The sequence below is a fragment of the Pseudomonas sp. S49 genome (genome assembly GCF_009866785.1).
GTDB lineage: Bacteria > Pseudomonadota > Gammaproteobacteria > Pseudomonadales > Pseudomonadaceae > Aquipseudomonas.
Window position 1 is genome coordinate 5,637,501 of sequence record NZ_CP019432.1, and the last position, 13,729, is coordinate 5,651,229.

At 58.2% G+C, this 13,729-nt stretch carries 14 protein-coding genes (1 of these 14 running past the window's edge); 5 read left to right on the forward strand and 9 right to left on the reverse strand.

Annotated elements, in window-relative coordinates:
• From msrP to PspS49_RS24855, 5 genes are all read right to left on the reverse strand, one after another.
• Positions 1-454 carry the start of a protein-methionine-sulfoxide reductase catalytic subunit MsrP gene (msrP, locus tag PspS49_RS24835; protein WP_160041848.1) on the reverse strand. It extends 560 nt beyond the left edge of the window, so the window shows 454 of its 1,014 coding nt (coding positions 1-454); it begins with the start codon at positions 452-454; its stop codon lies off the left edge, out of view.
• Positions 455-517: 63 nt separating this feature from the next.
• A complete protein-coding gene (gene pssA, locus PspS49_RS24840; RefSeq protein ID WP_016983477.1) occupies positions 518-1,375 on the reverse strand; it encodes a CDP-diacylglycerol--serine O-phosphatidyltransferase in 858 nt (285 codons plus the stop codon).
• A 147-nt stretch (positions 1,376-1,522) separates the two neighbouring features.
• Positions 1,523-2,539: a ketol-acid reductoisomerase gene (gene ilvC, locus PspS49_RS24845; protein WP_007909969.1), complete on the reverse strand. Its 1,017-nt coding sequence runs from the start codon at positions 2,537-2,539 to the stop codon at positions 1,523-1,525.
• Between the two features lie 48 nt (positions 2,540-2,587).
• Positions 2,588-3,079: an acetolactate synthase small subunit gene (gene ilvN / locus PspS49_RS24850; protein WP_003176102.1), complete on the reverse strand. Its 492-nt coding sequence runs from the start codon at positions 3,077-3,079 to the stop codon at positions 2,588-2,590.
• A gap of 2 nt (positions 3,080-3,081) precedes the next feature.
• Positions 3,082-4,806, reverse strand: a complete 1,725-nt coding sequence (locus PspS49_RS24855) for an acetolactate synthase 3 large subunit (protein WP_093434972.1) — start codon at positions 4,804-4,806, stop codon at positions 3,082-3,084.
• Between the two features lie 399 nt (positions 4,807-5,205).
• Between PspS49_RS24855 and PspS49_RS24860 the strand changes: the two genes are divergently transcribed.
• Entirely contained in the window at positions 5,206-5,622 is a 417-nt protein-coding gene (locus PspS49_RS24860; protein WP_127929789.1) for a DUF4124 domain-containing protein, read from the forward strand.
• A gap of 108 nt (positions 5,623-5,730) precedes the next feature.
• On the opposite strand, the gene PspS49_RS24865 is transcribed toward PspS49_RS24860, so the two are convergent.
• The 3 genes from PspS49_RS24865 to mrcB are packed head-to-tail and all read right to left on the reverse strand — an operon-like array spanning position 5,731 to position 9,156.
• Positions 5,731-6,066, reverse strand: a complete 336-nt coding sequence (locus tag PspS49_RS24865) for a YqcC family protein (RefSeq protein ID WP_127929790.1) — start codon at positions 6,064-6,066, stop codon at positions 5,731-5,733.
• The gene (locus PspS49_RS24870; protein ID WP_127929791.1) at positions 6,066-6,815 is read right to left on the reverse strand and encodes a tetratricopeptide repeat protein; all 750 of its coding nucleotides are present in this window, start codon (positions 6,813-6,815) and stop codon (positions 6,066-6,068) included. The genes PspS49_RS24865 and PspS49_RS24870 overlap by 1 nt, the downstream gene beginning before the upstream one ends.
• A gap of 16 nt (positions 6,816-6,831) precedes the next feature.
• A complete protein-coding gene (gene mrcB, locus PspS49_RS24875) occupies positions 6,832-9,156 on the reverse strand; it encodes a penicillin-binding protein 1B (protein ID WP_127929792.1) in 2,325 nt (774 codons plus the stop codon).
• 118 nt (positions 9,157-9,274) lie between these two features.
• On the opposite strand from mrcB, the gene PspS49_RS24880 reads away from it, so the two are divergent.
• The 4 genes from PspS49_RS24880 (at position 9,275) to PspS49_RS24895 (ending at position 12,635) form a co-directional block, all read left to right on the forward strand.
• The gene (locus PspS49_RS24880; RefSeq protein ID WP_095121812.1) at positions 9,275-10,831 is read left to right on the forward strand and encodes a bifunctional aminoglycoside phosphotransferase/ATP-binding protein; all 1,557 of its coding nucleotides are present in this window, start codon (positions 9,275-9,277) and stop codon (positions 10,829-10,831) included.
• 90 nt (positions 10,832-10,921) lie between these two features.
• Entirely contained in the window at positions 10,922-11,266 is a 345-nt protein-coding gene (locus tag PspS49_RS24885) for a pentapeptide repeat-containing protein (RefSeq protein ID WP_007909940.1), read from the forward strand.
• Between the two features lie 285 nt (positions 11,267-11,551).
• Positions 11,552-11,824, forward strand: coding sequence for a TfoX/Sxy family protein (locus PspS49_RS24890; protein ID WP_003228231.1), 273 nt, complete (start codon positions 11,552-11,554; stop codon positions 11,822-11,824).
• 16 nt (positions 11,825-11,840) lie between these two features.
• Positions 11,841-12,635, forward strand: coding sequence for a cyclic nucleotide-binding domain-containing protein (locus PspS49_RS24895; RefSeq protein ID WP_127929794.1), 795 nt, complete (start codon positions 11,841-11,843; stop codon positions 12,633-12,635).
• Between the two features lie 233 nt (positions 12,636-12,868).
• On the opposite strand, the gene PspS49_RS24900 is transcribed toward PspS49_RS24895, so the two are convergent.
• The gene (locus PspS49_RS24900; protein WP_160041850.1) at positions 12,869-13,720 is read right to left on the reverse strand and encodes a ChaN family lipoprotein; all 852 of its coding nucleotides are present in this window, start codon (positions 13,718-13,720) and stop codon (positions 12,869-12,871) included.
• Between the last annotated feature and the right edge of the window lie 9 nt (positions 13,721-13,729).

A 13,729-nucleotide genomic window follows, 5' to 3' on the forward strand; every position in this document is an offset into this window, starting at 1 on the left:
AGCGCAAACGATAGATACGCTCCTCCAACTGGTAAGGCTTCATGAAGTCTTCCAGCGCATAGCGCCCTGGCTTACCCACCTCCCCGTCGATCACTACGCTCCATGGTTCGGTTTTCAGTGAGCCGGCATTAGCTGCCGGATCACCCTTGTCGGTTCCGAACTCATAGAAGTTGTTGTAATGGGTGGCGTCTTTATAAGGCGTGATCGCCTCATCCTTAACGTTGACCGCTCCCCATTTAGTAGAGGACAGCTTGTCGTTAAACCATGCAGGCGCCTTGCCCGGCTCGACATCGGCATACCGCGCCGCATCGTCGGCATTGGCCCAACGCGGCAGGCTGCTGACGGCGATACCGGCAGCAGTGGCCCCCAACAATTGGCGGCGAGAGAGATAAATGGCTTCAGGCGTGACATCCGACTCATGGCAGTCGGACGCTTTGGGGACTTTGATCAACATGGCAACTCCGCAGCTTTGGAGGACTGATGCACCCATAGACTGCGGAGTATGCGGGAAATTACATCACTCGGCTTTTTTGTGCCGACGAAGATGCAACAGGTACTGCACCGGGCCAGAAGCGGCGTAGGCGAGGAACACCAGCAGCAGAATGCGCGGTGGATCGCTGAAGACCACGGCGAACACCAGCACCACCGCAAGGATCGCCACGAACGGCACGCGACCTTTCAGATCCAGCTCCTTAAAGCTGTTGTACTTGATATTACTGACCATCAGCATGCCGGCCGCCGCAACCATCAGTGCGACCAGGAACGACATCTTCGAACCCTGAATGCCGTAATCGCTGAACGCCCAGACAATCCCCGCGACCACACCGGCAGCAGCCGGACTGGCCAGACCGATGAAATAGCGCTTGTCAGCCGTACCCACCTGAGTATTGAAGCGCGCCAGACGCAACGCCGCGCCCGCCACATAAATGAAGGCGACCATCCAGCCGACCTTGCCCATGTCACCCAGCGCCCAACCGAATGCCAGCAACGCCGGTGCAACGCCGAAAGCGACCATGTCCGACAGCGAGTCGTACTCGGCGCCGAAGGCACTTTGCGTATTGGTCATGCGCGCCACGCGACCGTCGAGGCCGTCGAGCACCATGGCGACGAATATCGCGATCGCGGCGAACGCGAAATACTTGCTCGCATTGGCTGAGTCGCCAGCGCTTAGAGCAGCCTGAGCGCTCATGGAGTTGATGATGGAATAAAACCCTGCGAACAGGTTCGCAGTGGTGAACAGATTCGGCAGCAGATAGATACCACGATGCCGGACTTTACGACCTTCTGCGTCGTGCCCTTCTTCGATGTGTTCATCGATGGGCAGCAGGCTTTCGGCGTCAGAAGCCTTGTTCGGCTCTTCGGGACGTTCGCTCATGGACATTACCTTGCAACGGTTTGGAGAAATTTCGACAGGTGCTTGAGGGCGACAGTTCGGCCACAAACGCTGCAGCTTTATACCAGAACCACACGCTCAAACGAAAAAACGCGGCCGAGGCCGCGTTTTCCGTACAAGAAGGACGACTTAGTTTTTGGCTTTGTCGACGATCTTGTTGGCACCGATCCACGGCATCATGGAGCGCAGTTGCTCGCCGATGACTTCGATACCGTGAGCGGCGTTGTTACGACGCTTGGCGGTCATCGAAGGGTAGCCGGTTGCGCCTTCGCTGATGAACATTTTGGCGTATTCGCCGTCCTGAATACGTTTCAGGGCGTTGCGCATGGCCTGACGGGACTCGGCGTTGATCACTTCCGGACCGGTCACGTACTCGCCGTATTCGGCGTTGTTGGAGATCGAGTAGTTCATGTTGGCGATACCGCCTTCGTACATGAGGTCAACGATCAGCTTCAGTTCGTGCAGGCACTCGAAGTAGGCCATTTCCGGCGCGTAGCCAGCTTCAACCAGGGTTTCGAAACCGGCTTTGACCAGTTCAACGGTACCGCCGCACAGTACGGCTTGTTCGCCGAACAGGTCGGTTTCGGTCTCGTCCTTGAAAGTGGTTTCGATGATGCCGGTACGACCGCCACCAACACCTGCCGCGTAGGACAGTGCAACGTTTTTGGCGTTGCCCGAGGCGTCCTGGTAGATCGCGATCAGGTCAGGGATACCGCCACCCTTCACGAACTCGGAACGTACGGTGTGACCCGGAGCTTTCGGCGCGATCATGATCACGTCGAGGTCGGCACGCGGAACAACCTGGTTGTAATGGATCGCGAAGCCGTGGGAGAAGGCCAGGGTGGCGCCTTTCTTGATGTTCGGCTCGATTTCGTTTTTGTACAGGGAGGACTGGAACTCGTCCGGGGTCAGGATCATGACCAGGTCGGCAGCAGCAACAGCGGAAGCAACGTCGGTCACTTTCAGGCCGTGAGCTTCCGCTTTGGCAACGGTGGCCGAACCTTTACGCAGACCAACGGTAACGTCGACACCGGAGTCTTTCAGGTTGCACGCTTGGGCGTGGCCTTGGGAACCGTAACCGATGATGGCAACTTTCTTGCCCTGGATGATCGACAGGTCGCAGTCTTTATCGTAGAAAACTTTCATGAATTTCCCCTTTATATCCAGGCCGTTCAGGCCATTCGCTAATTTGGTTTAGATGCTGAGTACTTTGTCGCCGCGGGCAATGCCAGTCACGCCGCTACGGACGGTTTCCAGAATCGATGCGGTGCCGATGGACTGAATGAAGCTGTCGAGCTTGTCGCTGGTACCGGTCAATTGAACGGTATACACGCTGGCGCTGACGTCGACGATCTGTCCACGGTAAATATCGGTGGTGCGTTTGATCTCGGCGCGCTGGGCGCCAGTGGCCTTGACCTTGACCAGCATCAGCTCGCGCTCGATGTGAGCGCTTTCCGACAGGTCCACCAGCTTGACCACTTCGATCAGCTTGTTCAGGTTTTTGGTGATCTGCTCGATGACTTCATCGTGGCCCACAGTGGTCAGCGTCAGACGCGACAGGGTCGGGTCTTCGGTCGGGGCCACGGTCAGGCTTTCGATGTTGTAGTTGCGCTGCGAGAACAGGCCGACTACGCGAGACAAAGCGCCGGGTTCGTTTTCCAGAAGCAAGGAAATAATGTGCCGCATGATTAAGTACGCTCCGTCTTGCTCAGCCACATATCGCGCATCGAGCCGTCTTTGATCTGCATCGGATAGACGTGCTCGCTGGTGTCGACCGAAATATCGATCACGACCAGGCGATCCTTCATGGCGAACGCTTCTGCCATCTTCGACTTCAAATCTTTCGATTCGGTGATGCGTACGCCGACGTGGCCGTAGGCTTCAGCCAGCTTGACGAAGTCAGGCAGCGATTCCATGTAGGAGTGCGAGTGACGGCTGCCGTAGCTCATGTCCTGCCACTGACGCACCATCCCCAGAACACCGTTGTTCAGGATGACGATTTTGACTGGCAAGCCATACTGCAGGCAGGTCGACAGTTCCTGGATGTTCATCTGGATACTGCCTTCGCCGGTGACGCAGGCAACGTCGTCATCCGGGAAGCTCAACTTGATGCCCATGGCCGCCGGGAAACCGAAGCCCATGGTGCCCAGACCGCCGGAGTTGATCCAGCGATTCGGCTTGTTGAATGTGTAGTACTGCGCAGCGAACATCTGATGCTGACCCACGTCGGAGGTGATAAAGGCATCGCCCTTGGTCACTTCGCAAAGGGTTTCGATCACGGTCTGCGGCTTGATCAGGCTGCCGTCGCCCTTTTCATAAGGGAACAGGCCGCGATCACCGCGCCATTCATCCACCTGCTTCCACCAACTGGCCACGGACTCCTTGTTCGGGGTCTCGCCGATTTCCTTGAGGATCGCGACCATTTCGGTCAGGACGCTCTCGACCGGACCCACGATTGGCACGTCGGCCTTGATGGTCTTGGAAATCGAAGCCGGGTCGATGTCGATGTGGATGATCTTGGCGTTCGGGCAGAACTTCGCCGCGCCGTTGATCACGCGATCGTCGAAACGCGCGCCGACCGCGAGGATCACGTCAGCGTGGTGCATCGCCAGGTTGGCGGTGTAGCTGCCGTGCATGCCGAGCATGCCGATGAACTGACGATCAGTCCCCGGGAAACCACCCAGGCCCATCAAGGTGTTGGTCACGGGCAGGTTAAGCATTTTCGCCAGCTCGGTCAGCGGTGCGGAACCGTTGCCGAGAATCACGCCGCCACCGGAGTACATGACCGGACGCTTGGCCGCCAGGAGCATTTCTGCTGCCTTGCGGATTTGCCCGGAGTGACCGCGAACGGCCGGGCTGTAGGAACGCAGCTTGGCTTTCTTCGGGAAGATGTATTCGAACTTCTCGGCCGGGTTGGTCATGTCTTTCGGGATATCGACCACGACCGGGCCCGGACGACCGGATTGCGCCAGGTAGAAGGCCTTCTTCATGACTTCCGGGATTTCCGAAGCGTGCTTGATCATGAAGCTGTGCTTCACGATCGGCCGGGAGATACCGATCATGTCGGTTTCCTGGAACGCGTCGGTGCCGACCATAGTGCTTGGCACCTGACCGGAAATGATCACCATTGGAATCGAGTCCATATAGGCGGTCGCGATACCGGTAATGGCGTTTGTGGCGCCAGGACCGGACGTCACCAATACCACGCCGGCTTTACCGGTGGCACGGGCATAACCGTCAGCCATATGGGTTGCGGCTTGTTCGTGACGAACCAGAATGTGAGTCACTTCCGGTTCTTTGAACAGGGCATCGTAAACATGCAGGAGAGCACCACCCGGGTACCCGTAGATATATTTGACGCCTTCGTCACGCAAAAAGCGGACGAGCATCTCACCGCCAGATAAAAGCTCCACGTTGTTCACCTCTAAAACGCCAGAATACCGTCCACAAAAAAGGGGCGGGTCTTAATAGGTTTACTTCTCGGCAGAGCATGAGCGACGGTGGTCGCCGACTACGTCAGCACTGACTGAGCAAGTATTGGGATCGTCCCAAGTGTTGCGGGCCTTTCCCACCCAGCGCGAGGTAACGCGTTGCGGGTGTAACAGGTCGGCGCGGATGTGCGCCTCATGATCTACCGAGTGGGTCTGCTTCTGGCAGTCCCTCTACAGCGGACTTTGGATTCTTCTGTTTCGCCCTCTCCAAGTCAAGTCGTCTATGTGGTTAATTGTGGGTAAGCACATGAGAACGCAAGAAAAAACCTGAAAACCGCTACTCTGTTAGTGTCAATTGCGCATTTTTGCCAAGGAATCAGCATGCGAACGCTCCTCCTTACTCTGCTGATCGGCCTCAGCCCGTGGTGCATGGCCGCTCAAATCTATAAATGGGTCGATGCTCAAGGCGTCACGCACTTTGATGCGCAGCCGCCGCAGGGTCAGCCATCGACGACAATGCAGACGCCCTCCTCGCCTCCGCCGAAACCGGCGGCAATGCCGGGCAGTGGCGTGCTTGGTGATCAGAAGGCGATTGATGACAAGGTGAAGAAACAGGTCGCCGACCAACAGGCACAGCTCAAGCAGTTTTGCGAGCAAGCACGCACGAATCTGGCGCAATTGCAGAACAATCCACGATTGAGGGAGGAAGTGGAGGGACAGTTGCGGAGGCTGAATGATGCGCAGCGGCAGGAGCGCATTGTCGAGGCGCAGAAGCAAATCGCGCAGAATTGTGAATAGACACCTGTAGGAGCTGCCGCAGGCTGCGATCTCTTGATTTTGCTTTCAAAAACAAGATCAAAAGATCGCAGCCTGCGGCAGCTCCTACCTATCCGGTGTCAGTCTGGCTCAGCGCGAGGCAGTGATCAGCAGGTCAAACTCTTTGAGCAGCACCTGCAACCGACGATCCTTGCCACCCAGGTTGCGCTGGGCGAAGACCATTTCAGCCATTTCCTGAATCCCCGAGGCATTCGGCAACGGCAGATCCTGCTCGAGGATCATCTTCATGCGAGGCAGGAAGATCCATTGCAGCCATTGCTCGAAGTCCAGCGTATCGACCGAAAACGGCTCGACACTGCTCAACGCTTCGGCCGACGGCGAAACTTCGTCCCACCAACCCTGAGTGCGCAGTTCACGCTCGATCAGCAATAGCTGATCGGCGATTTTCGGGAAACGAGCATCCATCACAGTGAAACCTTGGCCTTCTGACGGGCCAGAGCAGCACCGGCCGAGTCGCCTTGTTTCTCACGGGACTGGGCAATGATTTCCCACAGGTTGGCTTGCAGGTCCGGGCGACCGTTGGCCATGGTCAGCGCGCGGCGGGCAAACTGCTCGGCTTGCGGCGCATCACCTTGAGCCATGCGCACCTGCGCCAGGCGATAAAGCACTTGCGGCTCACGCGGCGCAACGCGCTGTGCACGTTCAAGGCTGGAAGACGCACCGTTGAGGTCGCCGCCGGCCTGCTGCTGTTGCGCGGTGGTCAGCAAAGCGAGAACCGGGCCGTCAAGTTGCTCATCGGCCGACAAGCCGCCACCACTGCTGGCGGAAGGAATCCCGCTTGGCGTGGATGGCATGCTGTAGCTGCCCGTGTTGACCGGCGCCGAGTCAACCGCTGAAGGGTTGTACGGGCCCGCCGTGATACCACCGGATGCAGGGCCCGGCACGATCGGCGAAGAGCTGATCGGCGCGGACGTTGTTGCGCCGCCACCCGGCACCATGACCACCACGCCGGTATCGCCTTGCGGAATCGCTTGAGTTTGCGCTTGCGCAGGACGCTTTACGGTTGTTTGACGGAAACCGCCATTGGCCGAAATGCGCTCGCTGTTGGACACCGCAGTACCGGAATCGACCACCGGAATCGAACCACGCTGTACGGTAGAGCAGCCGCTGAGCAAAGCCACGGCGGTCACCGCTGGAATCAACCACTTGTTCACTTGAAACCCTCTTTGCTTAATTCATCCAGCCCTTGACCCAATCCATCACCGACTCGCCGGAAGCAGGCGTTTCGCTTGCACAGGCAGCGCCGGGTGGCGGTTCGCTGCCGCGAATATACGGCATCTGTACCGCCCCCGGGCAGTTGGCATCGGAGCCCTGCCCGGTACGCGAATCGACCCATGCCTGCACGACGTTGTCCGGTTGCGGCATGTCCAGCGGCAGCGGATCGGCCTTGCGCATGAAACTGGTCCAGACCTGCAGCGCACCAGTGGCACCGGTGAACGGCGTCTTGCCATTGTCATCGCGGCCCAGCCAGACCACTGCCAGCAAGTCCTGACTGAAACCGGCGAACCAGCTGTCACGGGAATCGTTACTGGTACCGGTTTTGCCGGCCAGTGTCAGAGTCTTGGGCAGCACGTTATAAACCGAGCTGCCGGTACCTTCACGCATCACGCGCTGCATGGCGTTCTGGATCAGATAGATGGACGCCGGATCGAAACGCTGTTCGATCTGGAAAGGATAACGCTTGAGCGGTTCGCCCTCAGCGGTCAGCACGCTGCGAATCCCGCGCATCGGCGTATTGAAACCACCGTTGGCCAGCGTCTGGTACATGGTCGCGACTTCGATCGGGGTCATGCCACCGGCGCCCAGCAACATCGACGGGAATGCCGGGAACTCACGCGTCACGCCCAGACGACCCAAGGTCTTGAGCACGTTAGGCACGCCGACTTCCAGACCCAGACGCGAGGTCGACAGGTTGTAGGAATGCGCCAGGCCTTGATAGAGGAACACGGTACCGTGGGAGCGGCGGTCATAGTTCTGCGGTTTCCACACCTGACCGTTCGCGCCTTTGACCGACAACGGATCGTCGGACAGCCAACTGGTCAGTGTGTACTGGCTCGGTTTTTCCAGCGCGGTCAGATAAACCGCCGGTTTGATCAACGAACCGATCGGCCGCACCGCGTCCAGTGCGCGGTTGAAACCGGCATAACTGGCCTGACGGCTGCCGATCATCGCCTGGACTTCACCGGTTTCCGGATTGGTCACGACCATCGCCGCTTCGACATCATCGGAGCCTTTACGCCCGGACAGACGCTTAAAGGTGTCGTTGACCGACGCCTCGGCTTTCATCTGCAGGATCGGGTCGAAGCTGGTGAAGATGCGCAGGCCTTCTTCGGTCAAGTCTTCGTCGCGGTAGTCTTCACGCAACTGGCGCTTGACCAGATCGATGAAGCCGGGGAACGAGCTGTCGGCGAGCTTGCCGCGCGTGGTCACACCCAGTGGCATTTTCTTCGCCGCTTCGACCTGTTCGGCCGTCGCCACGCCTTGCTGCTCAAGCACATCGAGCACCAGGTTACGCCGCTCCAGCGCGCGCTCAGGATTGCGACGCGGGTTGTAGTAGGACGGACCTTTGACCATGCCGACCAGCATCGCCACCTGATGCAGCTTCAGCTCGGACAATGGCTGGCCAAAGAAGAACTGGCTGGCCAGACCGAAGCCGTGCACCGCACGTTGACCGTCCTGGCCGACAAAGACTTCATTGAGGTAGGCCTCAAGGATTTCCTTTTTGTCGTAATGCAGTTCCAGCAGCATCGCCATCATCGCTTCGGTGAGCTTGCGGCTCAGGCTGCGTTCGTTGGTCAGGTAGAAGTTTTTCACCAACTGCTGGGTCAGCGTACTGCCGCCCTGCGTCATCTTGCCGCCAGAGGTATTAACCCAGACTGCGCGGGCAATCGACTTCGGCGACACGCCCCAGTGGCTATAAAAGTCGCGGTCTTCGACAGCGATCAGGGTTTCGAGCAGATACGGCGGCACCTGATCGAGTTTGATCAGAATGCGGTCTTCGAGATTTTTCGGATAAATGCCGCCGATCATCAGCGGTTCAAGGCGCACCACGGACAGCTTCGACCCGTTGGTCGCCGACAGCTCAGCGACGTAATCACCAGAGAAACGCACGCGCACCGGCTGCGGTTTTTCCAGGCCTTCATAGAACTGGAAGCCACGGGTATTCAGATCGACCGTATTGCCACTGACGGCTGCGGCGCCGGGGCCATTGCTCACGGCTTCGCGGCGATAGCCGAGGGCATCGAGTTCGGTAAGGAAGTCGTCCTTGCTGAGCTTTTGTCCGACGAACAGCTCGAGCGGCCGCGCGTAAACCTTGGCCGGGATGGTCCAGCGCTTGCCGGAGAACTTCTCCTGCACCACGGCATCGAGGTAAACGGCGAAGCCGGCCAGCACCACAAGGCCGACCAGACTGAGTTTAATGGCCCAGCTCAACCATGGGCTGAGGCCCTTGGAGGGTGGTTTTTTCTTGGTACGGGGGGATCGAGTTCGAGTCATGGCGGCGGATTATACGCACTTTATTCATACTCAACAGGAGCGCTCCGAGGTTTGCGTCAGGCTGGCGAGCGGCCATAATGGCGACCTCGAATTTCCCCCAGTCTCTGAAGGATCGCCCGTGAGCCAGTCACTGATCGCTGCCCTGCAAAACCCGGCCCTCTACCCGCACCCTGTCGAAGGGTTTCAGGTCATCGAAACGCATATCTCGTGGGTGATCCTCACCGGTCCCTTCGCTTATAAAGTGAAAAAACCGGTTAACTTCGGCTTCCTCGACTTCACCGGCCTCGAATCACGCGCACATTTCTGCGCTGAAGAGCTGCGTCTGAACCAGCGCCTGACTGATGATTTGTATCTGGAAGTGTTGCCGGTAACTGGCAGCGTTGAAGCACCGCAACTGGGCGGCGACGGCCCGGCCATCGAATATGTGCTGAAAATGCGCCAGTTTCCGCAGACCGGTTTGCTCAGCACCCTGCAAGCCAACGGCGAGCTGACCACCCAGCACATCGACGAGATGGCGCAGCAGATCGCTCACTTCCACCTCACGGCGCCAAAAGTCCCCGCCGAACACGACGCAGGCACCCCGGACAGTGTGATGGCGCCGGTCTCGCAAAACTTCGAGCAGATCCTGCCGTTCCTCAGCGACAAAAACGATCTGCTGCAACTCGATGCACTGAAAGCCTGGGCCGAAAGCAGCTTCGAGCGTCTCAAGCCACTGTTCGCGCAACGCAAGGCCGAAGGTTTCACCCGTGAGTGCCACGGCGATATCCACCTGGGCAACGCCACGGTCATTGACGGCAAAGTGGTGATCTTCGACTGCATCGAGTTCAACGAACCGTTCCGCTTCACCGACGTCTGGGCCGATACCGGTTTCCTCGCGATGGACCTGGAAGACCGTGGCCTGAAATCCCTGGCTCGCCGCTTCATCAGCCAATACCTGGAGCAGACCGGCGATTATCAAGGTCTGGAAGTGCTGAACTTCTATAAAGCCTACCGCGCACTGGTTCGCGCCAAGGTTGCACTGTTCAGCATGCCGGCGGACGCGTCCCCGGTGCAGCGCGCCACCACCCTGCGCCAATACCGCAACTACGCCAACCTGGCCGAAAGCTACAGCACCATTCCTTCGCGTTTCATGGCGATCACTCACGGCGTTTCCGCTGTCGGCAAGAGCCACGTGGCCATGCGCCTGGTCGAAGCGCTGGGCGCGATTCGTCTGCGTTCGGACGTAGAACGCAAGCGTCTGTTCGGTGAGCAGACTGTTGCCAATGATGTGCAGGCCGGCATTTACAGCGCCGACGCCAGCGCCGCCACTTATGCGCGTCTGCATGAGATCGCGGAAGTGATCCTGCACGCCGGTTTCCCGGTGGTGATCGACGCGACTTACCTCAAACGCGAACAACGCGACAACGCGGCGAAGATCGCCGAAGCCACCGGCACGCCGTTCCTGATCCTCGACTGCAACGCGCCGCAAGCGGTGATCGAGAGCTGGCTGGCGATTCGTCAGGCGGACAAACAGGATCCGTCCGACGCCACACTGGCCGTGATCGAAGCGCAGCAGGCCAACCGCGAAGCGCTGACACCAGAAGAAATTCTGCGCAGCAAACGCGTGCAGACCAATGAATCCGGAACCCTGGACACCGTGGTCGCGCAGATCCGTCAGCGCTTGCCGGGCCTGTAAGAAACTATTTCGGCCGTGAAGCCCTCGCTTGCTTCACGGCCGTCAAATAGTGGCACTATACTGGCGTCATAAAACCAACGGTGATATGACATGAGCCAGCCGAAACTTCTCGACACCCCGCTATATGCCTTGCTGCACAAAGACGACATCACAGGCTTCAACAAGGAGCGTCCACAGGACGGCCCGATCGATATGGTCGGTGGCGATTTCCGTGGTCTCGATCTGCGTGAACTGAATGCCGATGGCGTGGATTTCCGGGACGCGTACTTCCGATCCGCCGATTTGCGCGGCATCGATTTCCGTAACGCATCGCTGGAAGGTGCAAGCCTGGCCCATGCGCAGATTTCCGGGGCGTACTTCCCGCCGGAGCTGAGTGCCGACGAGATTCTGATGTCGATGAATTTCGGTACGCGGTTGCGTTATCGCACCCGCTGATCGTCTCATCGCTCCCTGACACAACGCCTTCCCTGTGGGAGTGAGCCTGCTCGCGATAGCGGTTTAAATTCAACACATGTGTGCCTGCCAGTCCGCTATCGCGAGCAGGCTCACTCCTACATTGATTTGTGTTCCCCCCTCCTCATCTGCGTTCGCAGGCCGTTCAAGCGCCATTTCTTAGAAGCGTTTGCGTTGAATCCGACCAAACAACCACGCTTTTCCTACTGATGGCTACACTCCTGAGAAGCTCGCCCACGCACCATTCGGCCGTCGCAAGGAGGCTTGATGAATGATGAACTGCAACACCTGAAGAATCTTGGCAAGACGTCGGCGCAATGGCTGCATGCCGTGGGCATCCACAGCGCCTCGGACTTGCGTCGCCTGGGCGCGGTGGACGCCTACCGGGCCGTGCGTACCCGCGGGTTTCGCGCATCGAAGGTGTTGTTGTATGCGATCGAGGGCGCACTGATGGATGTGCACTGGAATGACATCCCCGCCGAACGCAAAGACGCCCTGAACAAACAGCTTGAAGCCATCTCCTCGCGCCACAAGAACTGAACGGGCATAGACCGTCATGTATTTACTGGGGGAACAATCGGCTCACGTCGATGCCTTGATCAACCGTTTGCAGAGCTTGCCCGCGCTGTGGCTGCGCGATCTGTTGCCTTGCGGGCCGGTTCTGCAACTTGAAGCGACGGACGATCTGATACCGCAGTTACCCGCTGATCAGTTGTTTCTGCTCAATGACGGTGTGATCAATGGCTGCATCGGAACCCGGCCACTGTTTTATTGGCAGGAGGGCGATGTGATCGGCCTTCAGCAGGGAGACGACTGGACGGATTGCCGCTTATGCAGTGAGGGCACGTTACGTTTGACGCCCTATCGACGTCCGGAAGTCTTCCAGCATTTATTTGCTGACTCTCGTCGGGCAGAACAGTTTCTCGAGTATCTGCTGGGGCAAGTGGCGATCCTTGCCCATGCTGTCGCGGAACTGAAGCCGCGAGAGTTTCGCAGTACCAACGGTTTTAAACGGGTTGAGGCGGGGGAAACACTGATCAACCAGGGTGACGCTGCTGACCATGTGTTTGTGATCATCGATGGGCATGCCGAGGCGTTTGTGGACGGACTTAAGGTGGGAGACGTGGCCAAGGACGAGATTTTCGGGGCCATGGCCGTGTTTACCGGCGAGCTGCGCAATGCCACGGTCATTGCCCGGGAGCCAAGTACGGTGATGCTGATTCCCGGTGAGCAATTCTTGAGCATGACCCGCACCAATCCAAAGATCGCACACAGCCTGATCGAGAGCATGGCCCGACGAATCGGCCAACTGAACAAGCAAGTCACCCAATTGAGCGCAAACAAAAGCTAAGGCCACGCCCCTTGTTTTCGAGCCATTGCGGCCATTTCCAAGTCTAATTCAAAGAAATGAGAAAACAGTTGTTGACGCGGTAATGAGAATCGCTATGATTATCACAACTGGTCGCGAGATCAGTCGATATTCTGAAAAGCCCTTGGTTCGGACTCTCAGATTATCTCCTCATCAGGCTAATCACGGTTATTTGACCCGGTTTTTACCGGGTCTTTTTTTTGCCTGTAGAAAAGTCATTTGCCGAACTGTTTGCGCATCTGCTCGCAGTAATCCTGCTTTGGTGTAGCAGGCGTATACCAAACGTAATCAGCCATCACCGCGGTCACTTCGCCGCCCTGCTCTGCCAGCATCAGCACTGTCGGTGACTCAGTGGCGCCCAAATCCACAACGTGCAGCGGCACGCCAACATCCTTGCGCGCATGCCACGCACCGGCCAGCAACAGAGCAGGTTTCGGTGCAGCCAACATGCGTTCGGCCATCCGCCGATCACGCTGTTGCTGAACGGCGAGCATCGCCGGCATCTGTGATTCAGGCAGTAAACCGCAGTGAGATTCTGCGATCTGTTCCAGCAGCGTTTCTTTCACCGACGGCACGTTACTGTACGCACCGTTCAGAACGGGTGGATTGCGGTAAAAGGCGCGGATTTCGCTGCTTTCAAGATTGGCCGCCAGCAGCGGATAAGTTTGCGTAAGGGCGAAACGAATGATCGGGCCATAAAGGTTCCAGTCCCAGCCATCCTGCCAAGCCAATGCGCCAGGGAGGTCAGCGGGTGGCGTTGTCGCCTGGCGCACTAGATCAACGCGAGGCTGCTGATCCGGCGTGAGCATTTCCAGTAGCAGACTGCCCTGCGGCCGCTGCTCACCGAGTGAGCGCAACAACCACAATTGCGCGGCGTGATGATCGGCGTTGTCATGCTGTTCACCGATAATCAGCCGTTCAGACTCGACAAGACGCGTCAGCAACTGCTGTGCCGTCAGCACTTCACCGCTGCGCAGATCGCGAATCTCGCCATTGATCGGCGGCGGCGCCAGAGCATGCTGACACCCCGCAAGCAACACCACCGCCAACAGCCACAAGCCACGCATGCAATCACC